The organism is Clostridium sp. SM-530-WT-3G (assembly GCF_012843905.1).
Lineage (GTDB): Bacteria > Bacillota > Clostridia > Clostridiales > Clostridiaceae > Clostridium.
In genome coordinates, this window is sequence record NZ_JABAGC010000054.1 from 1 (window position 1) to 17,913 (window position 17,913).

General features: G+C 28.4%; 13 protein-coding genes and 1 pseudogene. 4 read left to right on the top strand and 10 right to left on the bottom strand.

Annotated elements, in window-relative coordinates:
- Nucleotides 1-298: 298 nt before the first annotated feature.
- Genes HF850_RS14205 through HF850_RS14215 form a run of 3 tightly spaced genes read right to left on the bottom strand, consistent with a single transcriptional unit; the run spans nt 299 to nt 2,381 of the window.
- The gene (locus HF850_RS14205) at nt 299-1,048 is read right to left on the bottom strand and encodes an amino acid ABC transporter ATP-binding protein (RefSeq protein WP_169106086.1); all 750 of its coding nucleotides are present in this window, start codon (nt 1,046-1,048) and stop codon (nt 299-301) included.
- A gap of 9 nt (nt 1,049-1,057) precedes the next feature.
- Nucleotides 1,058-1,735 carry an amino acid ABC transporter permease gene (locus HF850_RS14210; protein WP_169106087.1) on the bottom strand — a complete coding sequence of 226 codons (678 nt, stop codon included), beginning with the start codon at nt 1,733-1,735 and terminating at the stop codon, nt 1,058-1,060.
- Nucleotides 1,716-2,381 (bottom strand): amino acid ABC transporter permease, encoded by a 666-nt coding sequence (locus tag HF850_RS14215; protein ID WP_169106088.1) that lies wholly within the window; start codon nt 2,379-2,381, stop codon nt 1,716-1,718. The genes HF850_RS14210 and HF850_RS14215 overlap by 20 nt, the downstream gene beginning before the upstream one ends.
- Before the next feature lie 306 nt (nt 2,382-2,687).
- Here HF850_RS14215 and HF850_RS14220 point away from each other — a divergent pair, with 306 nt between their 5' ends.
- The gene (locus HF850_RS14220; protein ID WP_243159505.1) at nt 2,688-2,909 is read left to right on the top strand and encodes a hypothetical protein; all 222 of its coding nucleotides are present in this window, start codon (nt 2,688-2,690) and stop codon (nt 2,907-2,909) included.
- 63 nt (nt 2,910-2,972) lie between these two features.
- On the opposite strand, the gene HF850_RS14225 is transcribed toward HF850_RS14220, so the two are convergent.
- Both HF850_RS14225 and HF850_RS14230 read right to left on the bottom strand, forming a co-directional pair.
- Nucleotides 2,973-4,481 (bottom strand): glycosyl hydrolase, encoded by a 1,509-nt coding sequence (locus HF850_RS14225; protein WP_169106089.1) that lies wholly within the window; start codon nt 4,479-4,481, stop codon nt 2,973-2,975.
- Between the two features lie 49 nt (nt 4,482-4,530).
- Nucleotides 4,531-6,342, bottom strand: coding sequence for a family 43 glycosylhydrolase (locus HF850_RS14230; RefSeq protein ID WP_169106090.1), 1,812 nt, complete (start codon nt 6,340-6,342; stop codon nt 4,531-4,533).
- A gap of 194 nt (nt 6,343-6,536) precedes the next feature.
- Here HF850_RS14230 and HF850_RS14235 point away from each other — a divergent pair, with 194 nt between their 5' ends.
- Entirely contained in the window at nt 6,537-7,304 is a 768-nt protein-coding gene (locus HF850_RS14235; RefSeq protein WP_169106091.1) for an AraC family transcriptional regulator, read from the top strand.
- A 138-nt stretch (nt 7,305-7,442) separates the two neighbouring features.
- On the opposite strand, the gene HF850_RS14240 is transcribed toward HF850_RS14235, so the two are convergent.
- The 5 genes and pseudogenes from HF850_RS14240 to HF850_RS14260 all read right to left on the bottom strand — a co-directional run bounded on the left by HF850_RS14240 (nt 7,443) and on the right by HF850_RS14260 (nt 15,342).
- Nucleotides 7,443-8,402, bottom strand: a complete 960-nt coding sequence (locus HF850_RS14240) for a tRNA-dihydrouridine synthase (RefSeq protein ID WP_169106092.1) — start codon at nt 8,400-8,402, stop codon at nt 7,443-7,445.
- A gap of 176 nt (nt 8,403-8,578) precedes the next feature.
- Nucleotides 8,579-10,534 (bottom strand): beta-galactosidase, encoded by a 1,956-nt coding sequence (locus tag HF850_RS14245; RefSeq protein ID WP_169106093.1) that lies wholly within the window; start codon nt 10,532-10,534, stop codon nt 8,579-8,581.
- 73 nt (nt 10,535-10,607) lie between these two features.
- Nucleotides 10,608-11,999: pseudogene (gene melB, locus HF850_RS14250) on the bottom strand (melibiose:sodium transporter MelB).
- Between the two features lie 187 nt (nt 12,000-12,186).
- Nucleotides 12,187-14,253 (bottom strand): alpha-galactosidase, encoded by a 2,067-nt coding sequence (locus HF850_RS14255; RefSeq protein WP_169106094.1) that lies wholly within the window; start codon nt 14,251-14,253, stop codon nt 12,187-12,189.
- Between the two features lie 210 nt (nt 14,254-14,463).
- Nucleotides 14,464-15,342, bottom strand: a complete 879-nt coding sequence (locus tag HF850_RS14260) for a LysR family transcriptional regulator (RefSeq protein WP_169106095.1) — start codon at nt 15,340-15,342, stop codon at nt 14,464-14,466.
- 345 nt (nt 15,343-15,687) lie between these two features.
- On the opposite strand from HF850_RS14260, the gene HF850_RS14265 reads away from it, so the two are divergent.
- Nucleotides 15,688-16,509, top strand: coding sequence for a nitroreductase family protein (locus tag HF850_RS14265; RefSeq protein WP_169106096.1), 822 nt, complete (start codon nt 15,688-15,690; stop codon nt 16,507-16,509).
- Between the two features lie 233 nt (nt 16,510-16,742).
- Entirely contained in the window at nt 16,743-17,738 is a 996-nt protein-coding gene (locus HF850_RS14270; protein WP_206151687.1) for a metallophosphoesterase, read from the top strand.
- Nucleotides 17,739-17,913 lie beyond the last annotated feature (175 nt).

The following is a 17,913-nucleotide window of genomic DNA, read 5'->3' on the forward strand; positions in this document are numbered from 1 at the left end:
AGTCTAGGACAACAAACCATTTTAAATATGCAAGAAAATAAGTGTTCCTGACATCAAATTTACAATATTTGTTTTTTACCTGCGTCGCCGGAGGCCTATTTCTTATGCCTAAATTTCAGTAGTAACTCACTATTTTTTACTTATATTGATTATTTAACTATTAAATTTTTAAATATTATTTTCATAGCGTACTTTACACTATCAAATAATATATTACTAAGTTAAATAACAGATATAAAAGCTATTATTTATACTTTTTCTTACAATTTAATTTTCTATTTTTATCCCCATATAATTTCTAATAACTAAAAATATTTAAAAATTGTTTTGCACGTTCAGTTTTAGGATTTGTGAAAAATTCTTCTGGTTCACTTTCTTCACATATCTTTCCTTGGTCAAAAAATAAAATTCTATCTGCTACTGATCTTGCAAATCCCATTTCATGAGTTACTAAAACCATTGTCATTCCTTGTTTAGCAAGTCCTAGTATAACATCTAAAACTTCTCTTACCATTTCTGGATCAAGTGATGCTGTAACTTCATCAAATAAAATAATTTCAGGATTCATACATAATGCTCTTACAATAGCAATTCTCTGTTTTTGTCCACCTGATAGCTGACGTGGATACGCATCCTTTCTATCAAGTAAACCTACTCTGCTTAAAAGTTCTTCTGCCTGCTTTTCTACTTCAGCCCTATTTCTTTTCTGAACCTTTAATGGTCCAAGCATTATATTTTCCATAACAGTCATATGAGGAAATAATTCATAGTTCTGAAATACCATTCCTATTTTTTCATGGATATCTTGCCAGTTTATATTTTTATCATTAAAGCTTTTATCCTTGAATTTAATGTCTCCTCCTTGAATTTTTTCTAATCCATTAAGACATCTTAAAAATGTACTTTTACCACATCCAGAAGGACCTAATACAACTAGCACTTCCCCCTTATGTAGATTAACATCAATTCCTTTTAGAACTTCTCTATCTTCATATTTTTTATGTATACTCTCTACCTGTAATAATACAGGATTATTACTTTTCTCCATAATATCCTCCTAATCATTCCACTTAGCTTCTAATGTTTTAGATATTCTTGATAATGGGTAACATATTATGAAATACAAGAAAAATACAAAACCATAAACCCAAAATGATGCTGTTGGAAATTGAAATCTTGAAGTTTCTATAATCTGCTGACCTATTTTAACCACATCAATAACGCCTATTAGAACTACAAGTGATGTTGTCTTTACCATTCTAGTTGCTAAATTAATTGTTCCTGGTATCATTCTTCTTATAGCTTGAGGAATCAAAATATATCTATAAAGCATATACTTATTTAATCCAAGTGCCTGTCCAGATTCTATTTGATGTTTTGGAAGTGATTGAAGGGCTCCTCTAACAATATCCCCCATTTCAGCTGCTCCCCATAAAGTAAATACAATTATAGATACTATTTCACCACTTAAATTAATATCTAATGCCGTAGTTACACCAAAATAAAATATAAACAGCCATACTAATGTTGGTATTATTCTAAATGCTTCTAAATAAATTCTATTTATAAAAAGTACTATCTTATACTTTGATGTTCTGCTAAGTCCAATTAAAATTCCTAGAAGTGATCCTATTATTATTGATATAAAAGCAATTTCTGCTGTAGTTAAAAGACCTTCAAATATACGTTCAAGGTTTTTGCCTTGAAAAATCACACTAATTGCCGAATTCTGCATATCTAAGCTTCCTTTCAAATAAAGTTAAAATAAAAGATACAGGAAGAACTATAATAAGATAAGCCACTACAAGCATTGCAAGTGCTTCAAATGTTCTATAATACATTCCTATAAGATCCTTTGTTAAGTTTGTAACTTCAATTATTGATATAGCTCCAAGCACAGATGTTTCTTTTAATAAGAAAATGAAATTAGCACTTATGGATGGTATACTTATTGAAAAAGCTTGAGGAATAATAACGTATCTTATAAGCTGTAGTTTTGATAAACCAATACTTATTCCACATTCAATTTGAGACTTTGAAACAGCTTCAAGGCCACTTCTGAATGCTTCAGCCATATAGCTTCCTCCTAAAAATGCTAGCCCAATTACTGCACATGTAGTTTCATTCATTTTTAATCCTAGCTTTGGAAAACCAAAATATAAAAAGAATATTTGAACAAGTAATGGATTATTTCTTGAAAGTTCAATATATGCTTGTACTATCTTATCTAAAACTTTGATTTTAAAATATAGAACTATACTGCATATTAAACCGATAATTAATGATAAAATAATGCCTATAAATCCCAGCTTCAATGTAAGAATCGCAGCTTCTAAATATAAAGGAAGACTGTCCGTAACAAAATTCCAATCGATGTCCATATCCTACTCACCTTTCTGTTTTTAATTCCTATTATTTCTATAGGATTAAATGTATACCATCAAATATAACCAATTTTGTCAACTTTATTTTTACATATAATCCATTTTATTCAATATGCATAATTTAGAATTCCATATATTCGAATGAATATATGTCATTAAAACATATTCACTAAGTGAAAGGATGATATAAATGAATCAATTAACTTCCTCAAAACAAACTACAAAAAAGCATTTCGATGAAACAGCAAAATATTATAATGAAAGCAGTGACGGTAATTTGTAAAATGCATGTATGATGAAATTTTGAATAGAGTTCTCTCTGTCCCTAATGGTAATATTTTAGATTTAGGATGTGGTAATGGAAATATACTTAATTTCTTCTTAAAGTATTCTAATTCAGGTGATTATAAGATATATGATAAAAAAGAAATCACTTATCTTATTAATAAGAATAGCTTCCAAATTGATAAATTCAAAATGATAAATCATCGTACTTTTGCATTAAATGCTTTAAAGATTAACTAAAAATAATACCATTTCAGCTAAAAATAAAAGTTGAAATGGTATTGTCTCTAATAATTATTATTTTTATTTCATTCCATAAAACTCATCTTCCTCGAATCCAAGATAAGTATCTGTCAAATCATTTACTGGTGATATTTCAATCATGCATAAATGATTACAAGGAATATTTAGCTCTACTTTGTAATTTCCATCCTCTTCAAACAACTTATAATCAGTCTGTAGAGGTTCTGCAGATGCTTTAAGAATTTCAATTTGTTCTTTATTCAAAGTACGTGGCTTACCAAGGTTGCTCCATGTTTGTAATGGATTTGCATGTCTTCCCCCAACCTCTTTTTTAATCAATATAGCTTGACTATTTAATGCAGGAATACTAAAGTTATAGCGTATATCTGCTGCTACTTTATGATCACGCATATCATGATGATTCCATCCTATAATCACATACTTGTCATTCTTCTTTGTAACTATAACATTATCATCTCTATAAAGAAGTTCGTTTCCTACTTTAGAGAAAAACTCAAAAGTATAGAATGTAGGTTTCTTTATAGAATTTAAAGCTACTAATCCAAAACCCCCATGAAATTCTGACTTAGGAACATCACTTTCTTCAAATACATCACTAAATGTCCAATATGAATAAGAATCTGCATATTCCCCTGCTTCACTTAAAATACGTGCTATATAAGCCGCGTTAAAATCTGTATCATGAACTGGGCAGTTTGGTACATATGAAGTATTAAATTCTGTTATATGAAGAGGCATATCAGCAATTTCACTATAATCATTCATTATAGCTCTAGTTTCTTTAAGTTCATCAATCATAACAGTTGATTTTCTCATTGTATGATGTACATATTGCCCTGCATTTCTAGTTTCATTTGCTGTATAGCAGTGACGTGTAATAAAATCTAGTGGAGATTTATTTTCTATACAATGTTCGAAGAAGCCTCTAAGCCATTTTTCTGTTTCAATACCACAGATTGCAGGTCCCCCTACTTTTATTCTTTCATCTACCTCTTTTACAGCTTTTGCAGAATAATCATAAAGCTTAAAATACTCTTCCATTGTTCCTGCCCAGAATCCTATATTAGGCTCATTCCATACTTCAACTGGCCATGTAACAACTTCTTCTCTTCCATATCTTTCAATCAAATGATTTAATGTAGCTTTAATAAGCTCAGCCCACTTTTCATATGATGATGGAGGTGTTGCATTACCCTTCCAATAAAATACGCATTGTTCACCTGTCTTAAGCTTTTCTGGCATAAATCCAAGTTCTAAAAATGGCTTAATATTATTTTCAAGATATGAATCCATTATCCTATCTAAATATGTGAAATTATAAAAAATATGTTTCTTACCATCTAATTCACATTCACGATATATTGCAACATCATCGCAAAATAATCCATGTCCTCTTATATATTTAAAATGTATAGAATCTTGCACTATTTTTAAATGATCTAAATATTCCTTTTGAAGAGCTAGTCCCATTCTTCCAGTACCTACACAATAAGTTGCATTGTTTTTAAATTCTTTCCCCTTTGCTGGTACTTTTACTTCCTTTATCATAAAAAATCCTCCTGAAATCAACCTATCATAACATCAAATTAAACTAAAATTATTCTAAAATAATAGTAGTAGTTACTTCTGCTAAATCCTTATTTAAATCTTTATCTTCTGGTAAATCTAATACTGGATATCCATCAATATCAAAATGAACACGACGAATTCCTGATGATCTTGGTCCATCTATATTTTTTCTTGCATGATAAGTGTTCCAAACAGACCCTTCATCATCTATTACATATGCATTATGCCCTGGTCCATCTTCACCCTTTATACTTCTAGATGTAAGTAAGGGATAGTTTCCTTTTCTCCAACTATCAGGATTTAATAAATCTGCTCCAATTTTAGCAGTTAATAATCCAAAAACATAAGTTGCATCTATTAATGCACTTGAGAAAGTTAAGAAAATTCTATTATCTCTAAATAGAGCAAATGGTCCTTCATCTACAAATACGTGATTATTAGCCCATCCATAGTCTGGCTTTGAAATTACAACTGGTTCAGTTATAAGCTTCCAAGGCTCCTTTGGATCTACCTTTGCAATATATAACCATGCTCCAAGGTCTATAGGAAGGAACTGACGCTGTGACCAAACAACATAATACTCACCATTCACTTCAAAATTAGTCATATCAAGAGAAATTGTTTTTCCTGCTTCACAAAGATAAGTACCATCCTTTTTAACAACTCTATGAGGTCTCGACCAATCTTTTGCATTCATTGGATTTCCGCCTTCTCTAAGTTTCATAACATGAGATTCTTCATAGAAAAATTCTCCCTGTGTAGCTCCATGGAAAATATAAAGCTTACCATCTACTATATGAAATTCTGGAGCCCAAAGTAATCCTCCAATATCTTCATAAGTACTTGAGTCAAGTATTAATTTCTCTTCAGCAGTTAATAGTTCGGGAATAGTATCTGCCTCTCTCATGTATAATGTATGATTGCCATCAGCATCATTTGTAGCAATGAAATAATACTTTCCATTCCATTTACCTATACATGGATCAGCACGATTTTCTGTAATAGGGAATTCATAATGGTCCTGATGTATTCTCCCCTCTATTTTATATGATCCTTTTGTACTCCAATCAACATTTTCAGTATTCCAATCTATATATTTTGTATGAGTTGTTCCATCAGTGTAAATAGCTTTTGCTTTAATCTTTTTTAAGTCATCAGCTGAATTCACATTAACATTTTGTGGAACTTCAACTTTTACATTAGTAGGAACAGTAAGTCTACATACTAATCTATGGGCAATATCATCAGATACTTTTATTATATTTCTTGATACCAATCCTTCTATATCAGCCTTAATAGTTTCAATATTAAATGCTTCTGCCTTTTCTGGAATAGATGCTGAATTAACGTCTGCAATATCTTTAATATAATTCTTATAATAATTTCCTTCTTTATTACACCAATGAATTACATAATTATCATTTTCCCTATTATACTCACATGTAACATCATTTACATAAGTATCCATATTTAAATCTATTAAACCGATTTCATCATAAGACAAAAGATCTCTCGAAGTGCATAAAAGAATCTTACCTTTACTTTCACTATCATTTTCACCTTCTGCTTCTGTACGGATACACACAACACCAAATAATCCATCTTTTAAATTAAATAAGTAAGGCTTTTTTAAGCTTTTAGCAATCAACAAGCCGTTATCGTTTTCTGTTGCCTTCGCAAATAATACTCCTGAATTATGATTCAATTCTTGAAATTTTACTCCATCATTGCTATATGCAAGATGCATACTATATGCTAATTTCTTGGAATAAATCATATCTTCTTTATTCTTTCTTGTATAACAAAGTATATAATTTGAATACTTATTTACATTTTCCATAATAATATATCCTGCCTTTCTATATTAAATAATTGATGATTTGCACTAACAATAAAAAATTCTTCAATCTAGAATTCTTATAAAACAATTAATCATTTCAATTATTTTCAAGGTCATTATATTTTATTTACTAATATTTAACAATGATATATACTAATAAATAGTTGATATATCCAAAGATTGGAGTGATGATTTTGACAAATATTATGTATGCAGGATGTAACGCAGTACATTCAGAAGATTTTGTTTTTGATATTCCAAATGGTCATGGCTGCTACCTTCTTGTTATTACTAAGACTTCAGCTATTTTCTGGGTAGATAATGAATTAAAAGAATATCCCCCTCATAGTGCTATTCTTTATAAACCACACCAAAAAATATATTATAAAGCTTGTGAAAAATACTATATAAATGATTGGATACGCTTTGAATCTGATGAATCTTATATTGCTGATACACGAATTCCATTTGGAATTCCTTTCTCTATAGATGATCCAGATTACTGTTCTAAATTATTTGATCTTATTGTAAGTGAAAATTCATTTAAAAAAGACTACAGAGAATCTTCAATTGATTATTTATTAAGAATTTTATTTAATAAACTTTCTGAGTCATGCTGCCATACAGATATTACGCCTCAGTATTATAATCTCTTAAATTTAAGAAAAGAAATTCATAATAATCCAAGTAATAACTGGACAGTCTCAGCCATGGCAGAATTTATACATATAAGTCAGGGGTACTTACAGACAATTTACAAGAAAACATTTGGTATTTCTTGTGTTGATGATGTTATCGACAGCAGAATACGTTTAGCAAAAGAATATCTACTTTACTCTAATCATACAATTTCAGAAATTTCTATTCTTTGTGGCTATAATAATACTGAGCATTTCTGTCGTCAATTTAAAAAAATAACCAACTATACCCCTGGGAATTTCCGTAGACATAGAATAGATTGACCTAAAATACACTATCCTATTATCGTTTTATCATTTTTTTGTAAAATTCAAAAAACAAATAAAGTTGTTCAAACTGAACAACTTTATTTATGTTCTATATCAACAATTTAATCTAACAGAGCTTTAATAAAAATAAATTTATTTAAATCCTCGCATTGAATCTTGTTCAATTTCCAGTTCATTAAATATCATATTAACTACTGAGATATATTCCTGAACTGAACTTGTTTTCCTTATTTTTTTTGCACATTTATCACTATCTGCAAATACATTTTTCATGTAGAACCAGAATTCTTTCATTTTAAATAGTGCATTTTTATCTCCAGATAGAATTTCTTTATAACCTTCAAATATTATATCATGAAATTCTTTTAACTTCTCTTTATCAACTACTTCTTTATTTTTAATCTCACCTATAAGACCTGGATTAGCAATAATTCCTCTTCCAAGCATTACTCTATCTAAAACTGGATATTCTTCTCTTAGACTTTCATAATCTTTCACATTAAAAATATCCCCATTATAACATAATGAATTTTTACTATGTTCTTCTGCATATTTGTATATCTTCATATTAGGATTATTTTTATAATAATCCTTTTGAATTCTTGGATGTATTATAAGTTCTTCTAAAGGATATTTATTATATATATCTAAAAGCTTATAAAATTCATCTGGTGAATCCTTACCTATTCTTGTTTTTATAGATATTTTCGCATCAGTTCCACTGAATACTTCATCTAAAAATTTATCTAACTCATCTGGCAGTGCTAAAAATCCAGAACCTCTATTTTTTCCTACAACTGTCCCAGATGGGCATCCTAAATTTAAGTTTATTTCATTATATCCAAATTCTCTAAGTGCATTTACTGTATCTAAAAAATATTCTGAATTGTTTGTTAGAATCTGTGGTACTACATACATTCCTTTATTATGTTCTGGTAATATATCATTTAGTTCCCTTGATTTGAGGCATTTATTAATGCTCGGTACAATAAATGGTGTAAAATATTTATCTACATTTCCAAAAAGACTGTTATATGCATTTCTATATATGTATCCTGTGACACCTTCTAATGGCGCAAAATAAAATTTCATCTCATATAGCTCCTTAATTATGTAATTCACATTTATTATATCCAGTACATATATTTTTGTATAGTAGATGTTTCATTTTCTATATTAAACAACAAAAATAACTCATACCTGTAATATTTATATTACAGGTATGAGTCAATTTACTTTCTTTATAATAAGAAACTATAAAAATTTTCCTATAATTCCTTAACTATTTTGCTTTCATAAGGTGCTAATTTAGTGTTATTTAATTCTTTATTTTCACTTGTATGATTCATTACAAAATAATACGTTTCGTTGTTAACTACTCTCTTAACAATTTCTACTCCTTGTGGTGATTCAATAAAATCAATATCAGCATCTTTGATTATCTTTTCTGCTAATAAGTCCATAAGAGAGTTGTCTAATCCACATCCTATATAATATACATCACCATTACCATATTTATTTAATGTAACAGCTGATAAATCATTAAAGAACGGATCTTCATATTCAAATAAAGTTTCTGCAGTTGTAGTCTTAAGCATATCCCTAAATACATTTCCGCTTCCATTAATTCCTTCAAAGTTTCCTACACCTTTTATCTTTACATCTTGCCCATCTTGTAAAGATTCAATTTCTTCAACATAAGCACCAACAAGATCATTATAATAAGTTGGATTCAATTCTCCTAGTGTTAAATTATTGTAATAATCCTTTACTGCTGTTCTGAATGTAAATACTATTTTTCCTCCATCTTCAACAAACTTTTCTATCTTCTTTTGGAATTCTTTTTTAAATACAATCATTGCAGGAATTAATAGTACTTTATAATCACTAAAATCAGCATATGATGGAATAACATCTATATTTATATTCTTTTCATAAAAAGGTCTGTAAAGTCTATATACTTCATTTTTATAATCCATCATAAAGCTTTGCTTTTGTATTCTAAATGAAGCCATAGATTCATAATCATAAATTACAGCCACTTCTGAATTAATAATGCTGTTTATTACATCTTCACTCTTTTTCATTTCATTAAAGAAATTTTGTACTTCATAGAACTTTCTTCTCTTTTTATTATCTGCATCAATTATGCCATAACAATACTGTTCAGCACCCTTTGTAGCTCCTCTATATCTAAAATACATAAGAGAATTACATCCATGAGCCATTGCTTGATATGACCACATTTTAGCTTGATTAGGTCTTGGAAGATAACCAATTACATCGTGACCTTGAGCTCCCATAATCGCTTCTGTTATCCAGAAGTTTTGCTTTTTGCATCCTCTCATGAAATCTAATCCACATGCTATTTCATAATTTGGAATTGGTTCTCTTTGTCCTCCCCATACAGGATAATTATTATATGCTACAACATCTAAATGCTGAGCTACTTTTGAATAATCATAACTCTTATCAAAATATCCTCCTGAAAAATCATGAATTACAACTGTATCTTCTCCTAATATTTCTTTTAATAAATCAACCTGCATCTTTGCATATCTTTCAATGCTGATACTTCTGAATCTTTCCCATTCCATACGAAGTGCTGGATTATGAGTTGTTATAGTTTTTGCTGGAAGAGGTATTTCATTAAAATCATTATATTCTTGTGACCAGAATACTGTCCCCCATGTTTTATTAAGCTTTTCTATATCATTGTTATATGTTTCCTTTAAATATTCTCTAAACGCTTTTTTACAATTGTCGCAGAAACATATATCGCTTCCTTCATGACCAAATTCGTTATCTATTTGCCATGCAACTATTCCCTCTTCACCTCTATAATGTTCTGCTAATTTTTCAATTATCTTTTTAGAATAATCATAGTATGTTTTACTATTGAAGCAATACTGTCTTCTTCCACCAAACACTCTCTTTGTATTGTCTTCAAATTCTGATAATACATCTGGATGCTTCTTGGCAAGCCATGCTGGCATAGTAGCTGTTGGAGTTCCAAATATGACTTTTAATCCTTTGTTTTTTGCTTCTTTTATAATATTATCAAAATAAGAAAAATCATATTTTCCTTCTTCGCATTCCATCATATGCCATGCAAATTCACCTATTCTAATAACATTACTTCCAAGTTCTAATATATTATTTAAATCATCCTCTAACATTTCTTTATCCCAATGCTCTGGATAATAATCTACACCTAAATACATATTTATATACTCCTTTCAAAAAAAATCTGTTGCAAATTATTATTGTATAACGATTTGCAACAGATTGTAAAAACTAAGCTGCTTTTTCTTCTCTTCTCTTTTCTAATTCATCCATAATTTCTTTTTGATATTGTCCTTTTAATTTATAACCATTTTTATAAATAAAGTAACTTATTATTGTTATTACTGAAGGAACACCTATCATTAATATTCTTAATCCTAATATAGTTCCTGCACTTTGTTCAACATTTGGAACGTATCCTACCATAGTTAATCCTACTCCTACTAACCATCCAGATACTGCTGATGCAGTTTTAACTAATAAAGTTTGGAATGAAGCTATTATACTTTCATTTCTTGTACCTAATTTATATTCGCCATAATCAATAACATCTGCAATCATTACTGTTGTAGCACCTAATGTAAATCCTGATCCAAGCTTACATATTGCTCCTGAAAGTGCAATTAGTATTGCATTTGTTGGTGCAAATATTCCTGATACTAGTAATAACACTAAACCTACAGCTGGGATAAATGCTGCTATTTTGAATACTTGATCTCTTCCAATTGTCTTTGTAAGCATTGGGAAGAAGAATAACCCTGCGATTTCTGCAATTCCTGCACATGCTGTAAATACAGAATACATATTAGCATTACCAGTAACATATTTAAAGTAGTACATTGCAGCTACACCATATAGTTGAACTACTAAGTTATAACATAAAACTACACCAATAAAAACTTTTAATTGATCATTTTGAAGTATAACCTTCATCATTCCCTTAAGACCGATTCTATTTTTCTTATCTAGTTTAGCCATATCATCTTCTGCATCAAGCATGTTTTTCTCTTTAACGTTTACACAAGTGATAGTAGCTGTTACTATAAATATAATTGCTATGATAATTGCAAATTTTGAATATCCTTTTAAGTCATTTCCTTGACCTAATTTATTTATTATTGTTAATCCAAATGCCCCCATTATTAACCATGCACTGCTGGCAAATATTCTAGGTATAACTGACATCTTTTCTCTTTCCTCTGGTGTTTTAGACAAACATGGTAACATTGACCAGTAAGGTATATCTTCCATAGTATAAGTCATACCCTATAATAGATAAATTACTGAAAAATATACATAAAGCTTGCTGCCACTTAAATTTGGTTTTGTAAATAATAATACAAGTACTATTGAGTTAAGAATTGTACCTATCATAATCCAAGGTCTGAACTTACCAAATCTTGTTCTTGTATTATCAACTACCATTCCCATCATAGGATCATTAACAGCATCCCATACTCTGGCTACTAAGAATAATGTTCCTACGAAAGCCGGTGATATTCCTACTAAATCGGTTAAGTAAATCATTAAGAACGAAGACATAATTGCATAACATAAATCTTTTCCTAAAGCTCCTATACCGAATGAATATTTAGTTTTAAATGATAATTTTGAATCTTCCATATCGATCTCACCTTTCAATATCGCTTAAGTAATTGTTTACATCCTCTACATAAATAATATCATCTATGTAAACAAATACAATGATTTTTACTAAATTTTTTTATAATTTTACTAAAAACATTTAAAAAGCGCTTAACTACACTAGTTAAACGCTTTTTATCATAGATAAAATTATATAATAATCTCTTTAAAGCAATTTAAATTTTATAATTTCACTTGCATAATCGCCATTTAATTTTACATCAATACCATGACTCATTAAATATGCTCCTGATTTTTTATACTCTTTTTTATTCAACTCAAATACATATGATTTTTTAGGATCTAATCCTCTTAATTTTACTCTTACTTCACTATGACCCAATTTACTTTGAGGTAGGAATACAAACAATAGAGATTCATCTTCTTTTACATATTGGAATAAGTGATAGTCATTACATGAAGTATTTTCTAATCTGTAGAACTTTCCCTCTTGTACTATATGACGTATATCTTTGTATTCCTTAATCATCTTTTTAGAAATATCCATTTCATCCTCATTTAATTTTATAATATTACATCCAATGCCTAAAGTTCCCATCATAGCGCTATGATATCTAAATTCCATAGGGATTATTCTTTTAGACAAGAAATTAGGACAATCTGTAACCCATGCTCTCATTGCTTTTATAGGATATATATATGAGTAACTCTTTTGTATATCTAATCTGTCATAAGCATCTGTATTATCACTTGTCCAGAAGTCATCAAAAATGCCTAAAATACCATAATCAATTCTTCCTCCACCAGATGCACATGCTTCAAATAAAACATGTGGATGTTTCTTCTTTAAGCTTCTAACAATATCGTATACATTTTCTATATGCTTATACCATATGTCTTTTTCTACAGATGCTTGAGAAATAGGTCTATTGGCATCCCATTTAATATAATCTATATCATATATTGATAATAAATTATCTAGCATATTATAAACAAAATCTTTTACTTCTTGCTTAGTTAAATTTAATACATATTGTCCTCTTGAAGTATCACTTACTCTAGTATCATAATGATAAATCCAATCAGGGTGATCTTTATAAAGCTGTGATAAAGGATTTACCATTTCTGGTTCTACCCATATTCCAAACATCATGTTTAATTCTTTTACTTTATTTATTAATGGTGTTAATCCCTCTGGGAATTTTTCTTCATTTACATACCAATCTCCAAGACCATTATGTATTCCATTTCTTTGTCCAAACCATCCATCATCTACTACAAATAATTCTGCACCAATTTCACTTGCTTTTTCTGCTAGTTTTATTTGTTCATCGCATTTCACATTAAATTCTGTAGCTTCCCATGAATTATATAAAACTGGTCTAAGTCCATTTCTTAAAATATAATTATTGGCAAACTTATGAATATTATGTGACATTGTTTCAAATCCACTGTTAGAATATCCACTTATAATTGCTGGTGCTGTAAAACTTTCGCCTGGTAATAGCTTCAATAAGAAATCATAAGGATTTATTCCCATTTGAATTAATGTATCACCATATTGAGTCTGCTCTATAACTCCACTGAAATTACCACTTAATCTTAATGCTCCGAAAAATACTTCTCCACAAGTTTCATTAGCATCCTTATCTAAAATAAAATATGGATTATGATTATGTGTTGATATACCTCTTCTATTTTCAATTGTAATCTTACCATAACCTAATTTTTGAGTGAACATCTGTTTTTCTGCTCCCCAATGTCCATGAGTATTTGAAAAATTCAATCCTGAATAAGGTATATGGAACTGAGCACTTTGTATTTTTTCTACTTCTATAATATCATTTGTGTTATTTTTAATCTCAACCCAACGTTCAAGTAAATTTTCTTCTTCGTAAATTTTATAGTATAAATTTATTTCAAAATCATAATAATCATCTAATAATTTTACTATTAATACATTACCTTCTATATTATATCCATTATATTTATATAATAAATCTCTTGTACCATCATTAAAATTAACTTTTAAACATGTTTCCTTATATCTTAATCCACCGTGTACTGGAAATTCTTCAGGTGTAACTTCAAACACTGGGTCATTAGTTGAAACTTCCTCAAGAACTGGCATATAAAAATCTTCAATATTTTCTATTTTTGTTCCCCAATATATATGTCTTAATAAACCTTTATCATCAACTCCAAAAACATATGATGTGTTATTTGTATCTAGTTTAAATATTTTATTGTCTTTACTAAGATTAATACTCATAGTATGTGCCTCCCTCAAGATAACGTTTTCTTAATTATATTTCATATCTAGTAAAAAAATCAATATTTTTTACTAAATTTTTTTTATAATAAGATTTATATGTGCTTTTTATGCTTCTAATGTAAATTTCTTAATATACATATTCTCACATATCATAAAGTGCTGATAAGATCATTTTTTATTGATTTTATCAGCACTTTCACTATTATATTAATTGTATAAGCCTAAAACATATTCCTTAAATTCCTGAGTATTTTTAGATATATTTAAATTCTTATTCCAACCCATATAAATTCTCTTATTCCCTATTGTATCTTTTATCTTTATAACTGAAATTTTATTTGTATTTACTAAAGGAGTATTTAAACTTATAGCAATCCCTGCTCCAGCAGCAACAAGGCCTGCAAGCATACCTGCTTCATTTGGCTCAACTGATATTTTAGGTGTATACTCTATAAATTCTGAATAAGGTATCTTTTTACCATACCCTTTTGTACTGCATGATATAAAATACTCGTCTTCTAAATCCTTTAACGAAACTTCTTCTTTATTTGATAAATGATGATTTTTAGGAACTATAAGTACATATTCTTCTTCTTTTATAAGTTGAGTTTCTATTTCATCATAACTCTCTATATTATCAATATCATCAAAAAATCCAAGTTCAATTTTGCCACTTCTTAAATCCTTAAATATAACTTCTGAAGATTCTGTAATAAAGTTAAATTTAGCTTTTAAATTATTATTTAAAAAATCACTTATTAAAAAGGGTATAAATGTAGCACTTATACAATATGTTGATCCTAATGATATAGTCATTTCATCTTTTTTCTTCATGTCTTCAAGTACTTCTTTACCTCTTTGTATTTCATTTAATGCATTTTCCGCATATTTCAAAAATATTTCACCAGATTTAGTTATTTTTATATTACGCCCCTCACGTTCAAAAAGAGTTACATCAAGTTCTTCTTCTAATTTTGAAATAGCTTTACTTAATGCAGGCTGAGTGACTGATAAAACTGTAGATGCTGCAGTAAAATTCTTTATTTCACATATTGTTTTAAAATATTCTAACTGTTGTAAATTCATTTTTATCTCCTATAACATACTTATAATATTTAATACTATTTTATAAAGTCATACTTTTAAAAAACATATAATATATAATTTAATCCCCACAACTTACTTTCCATAACTTTTTTTTATACTTTTATGAATTATTTCAATTAGACAAATATAGCTTTATCCAGGTATAATATCTTTATTCGCTATTTGTAAAATAGTATTAGTTTTTAGAATTATAAATTAAATTCATATATTTAGTCAAAATTTTTCAAAAAATAATCTTGAAAACAAAACTATTTTAATGAAAATAAATTATATTCTCAGACTATTTAAATATTAAAAAATCAAAAGATAAAGGAGCATTATTTTATGTTTAATGTTGATAAAGAAAAATGTATTGGTTGTGGCCAATGTGTTAAAGATTGTCCTGTAAGAACTATCTCTTTAGTTGAAGGTAAAGCTGAAATTAATAATGATAGATGTATAAAATGTGGTCACTGTATCGCTATATGTCCTGTAAACGCTGTTTCAACTGATGATTATGACATGAATGAAGTAAAACCTTATGATAAAGAATCTTTCACTGTAGAAGCTGATAATTTCTTAAACTTTATCAAGTTCAGAAGAAGTGTAAGAAGATTTAAAAAACAAGATGTATCAAAAGAAGATATCCAAAAAATAATTGAAGCTGGAAGATATACTCAAACTGGTTCAAATAGCCAAGACGTTTCTTACATAGTTCTTACTGAAAAAGTAGAAGAATTCAAGAAATTAGCTTATGAAAGTCTAAAAAATAGAGGAGAATATATTTTAGCAAATCTAACTCCTGAAACTGAATATCTAAAAAAATATGCAGAATTCTGGATAAGAATGTATAACGAACATGAACAAGATCCTGTTGCAAATGATGAATTATTCTTCAATGCACCTTGTGCAATATTCGTAGTAGCAAAATCACCATTAAACGGTGGCCTTGCATCTGCTAATATGGCAAATATGACTGAAGTTTTAGGACTTGGTACATTCTTCAGTGGATTCACAACTATTGCAGTTCAAAATGATCCTAAATTAGCTGAATTCATTGGTTTAGAAGATAGCAAAAATCTTATATCTTGTATTGTTCTAGGACACCCAGATGTAAAATATAAGAGAACTACTCCAAGAAAAAAAGCAGATATAAACTGGATTTAATATATAATTAATTATTAGTAAATGAGTATTACATACATTATATGTAGTGCTCATTTATTTTTATATTCATATATATAGTACTTTTCTTATTAAAATTCACTCCAAAGATAAAATTCTCACAGAGTAAGTTCCACTACCCCAAAAAAGTTTTGGAGGATCATTTACAATTATTGTAAGGCAAGTTGTATTTGTACTATAATATAGCTAAATATAATTACCAAAGGAGTAAAGATATGAATATAAAAAAATTATTAACTACATCTTTAAGTATCTTATCCATATGTGCAATAAGTTATAGTTATTATATATATAATCATTATTCAGATAATAAAGACCTTGCTTTATCTATAGAAAATATTGAATCATCAGACTCATCTTCTACTGAAAAATCACCATATGATTTATCCTTTGCTGTATTTGGAGACATTCATGACAATGAAGAAAACTTTCAAGATGCAATAGACGATATAAAAAATACAGATATAAAACTTGATGCTTTAGTTTTAAATGGTGATACAGTTGACCAAGGTATTGACTCTCAATATAAAACAATGACAGGTGTATTAGAAAAAAATAGAAAACTTCTTCCTAAAATAATAATCAAAAATATCGGTAATCACGAATTTTATGATTATGATAATGGTACTAATTCAAAGGAAGAGGTTAATAAAAAAATCCAAAGATATTTAGATTTTGCAAAGGAGGATAACGTTTATCATGATAAATGGATTAATAATTATCATTTTATATCCCTGGGTTCAGAAGATGGTAACTCCGACACATATGACTCAATGAATGCTTTTATATCTAATACTCAATTTAATTGGCTTAAAGAAAAACTTAATGAAAACTATGAAAAAGGAAGACCTATATTTTTATTTATTCACCAACCATTAACTCTTAATTGGGGCTGGGGCGATATTTCTGGAACTAATAAAAGCGATACAATAAAAAATTTACTATCACAGTATCCTGAAGTAATATTATTTACTTCTCATACACATAAGCAGCTTAGTGAAAAATGTTTTGATAATTCAAAAAATTATACACTTTTGCAAACAGGTTCTATAAGCTATACCCTTTCTAAAAATGATACTGGAGATTTCACACGAAGCTTCTCAAATCCTTATGGATTATACGTAACAGTCATAAAAAATGATGTTATAATTAACGGACGTGACATAAAAAATAATCAATGGTTATTTTCAAATACTTTGTCTAATAAGTAAATATTATAAATAATATATAAATCATATAATCCTAGAATTAAAATATACCTTATAAGATAAATAATATAAAAATCTTATAAGGTATATTTAATACATTAACTTGACTTGTGCATTAATTTGAGAAAATTTACCATTGGTTTTTAATTCATGTTTTACCATTATAATTTTTTTATAA

Coding starts and splice junctions, on each gene's coding strand:
- HF850_RS14210 (WP_169106087.1), bottom strand. CDS start 1,735: ATGCAGAATTCGGCAATTAGTGTGATTTTTCAAGGCAAAAACCTTGAA.
- HF850_RS14270 (WP_206151687.1), top strand. CDS start 16,743: ATGAATATAAAAAAATTATTAACTACATCTTTAAGTATCTTATCCATA.
- HF850_RS14255 (WP_169106094.1), bottom strand. CDS start 14,253: ATGAGTATTAATCTTAGTAAAGACAATAAAATATTTAAACTAGATACA.
- HF850_RS14230 (WP_169106090.1), bottom strand. CDS start 6,342: ATGGAAAATGTAAATAAGTATTCAAATTATATACTTTGTTATACAAGA.
- HF850_RS14215 (WP_169106088.1), bottom strand. CDS start 2,381: ATGGACATCGATTGGAATTTTGTTACGGACAGTCTTCCTTTATATTTA.
- HF850_RS14205 (WP_169106086.1), bottom strand. CDS start 1,048: ATGGAGAAAAGTAATAATCCTGTATTATTACAGGTAGAGAGTATACAT.
- HF850_RS14225 (WP_169106089.1), bottom strand. CDS start 4,481: ATGATAAAGGAAGTAAAAGTACCAGCAAAGGGGAAAGAATTTAAAAAC.
- HF850_RS14240 (WP_169106092.1), bottom strand. CDS start 8,402: ATGAAATTTTATTTTGCGCCATTAGAAGGTGTCACAGGATACATATAT.
- HF850_RS14245 (WP_169106093.1), bottom strand. CDS start 10,534: ATGTATTTAGGTGTAGATTATTATCCAGAGCATTGGGATAAAGAAATG.
- HF850_RS14260 (WP_169106095.1), bottom strand. CDS start 15,342: ATGAATTTACAACAGTTAGAATATTTTAAAACAATATGTGAAATAAAG.
- HF850_RS14265 (WP_169106096.1), top strand. CDS start 15,688: ATGTTTAATGTTGATAAAGAAAAATGTATTGGTTGTGGCCAATGTGTT.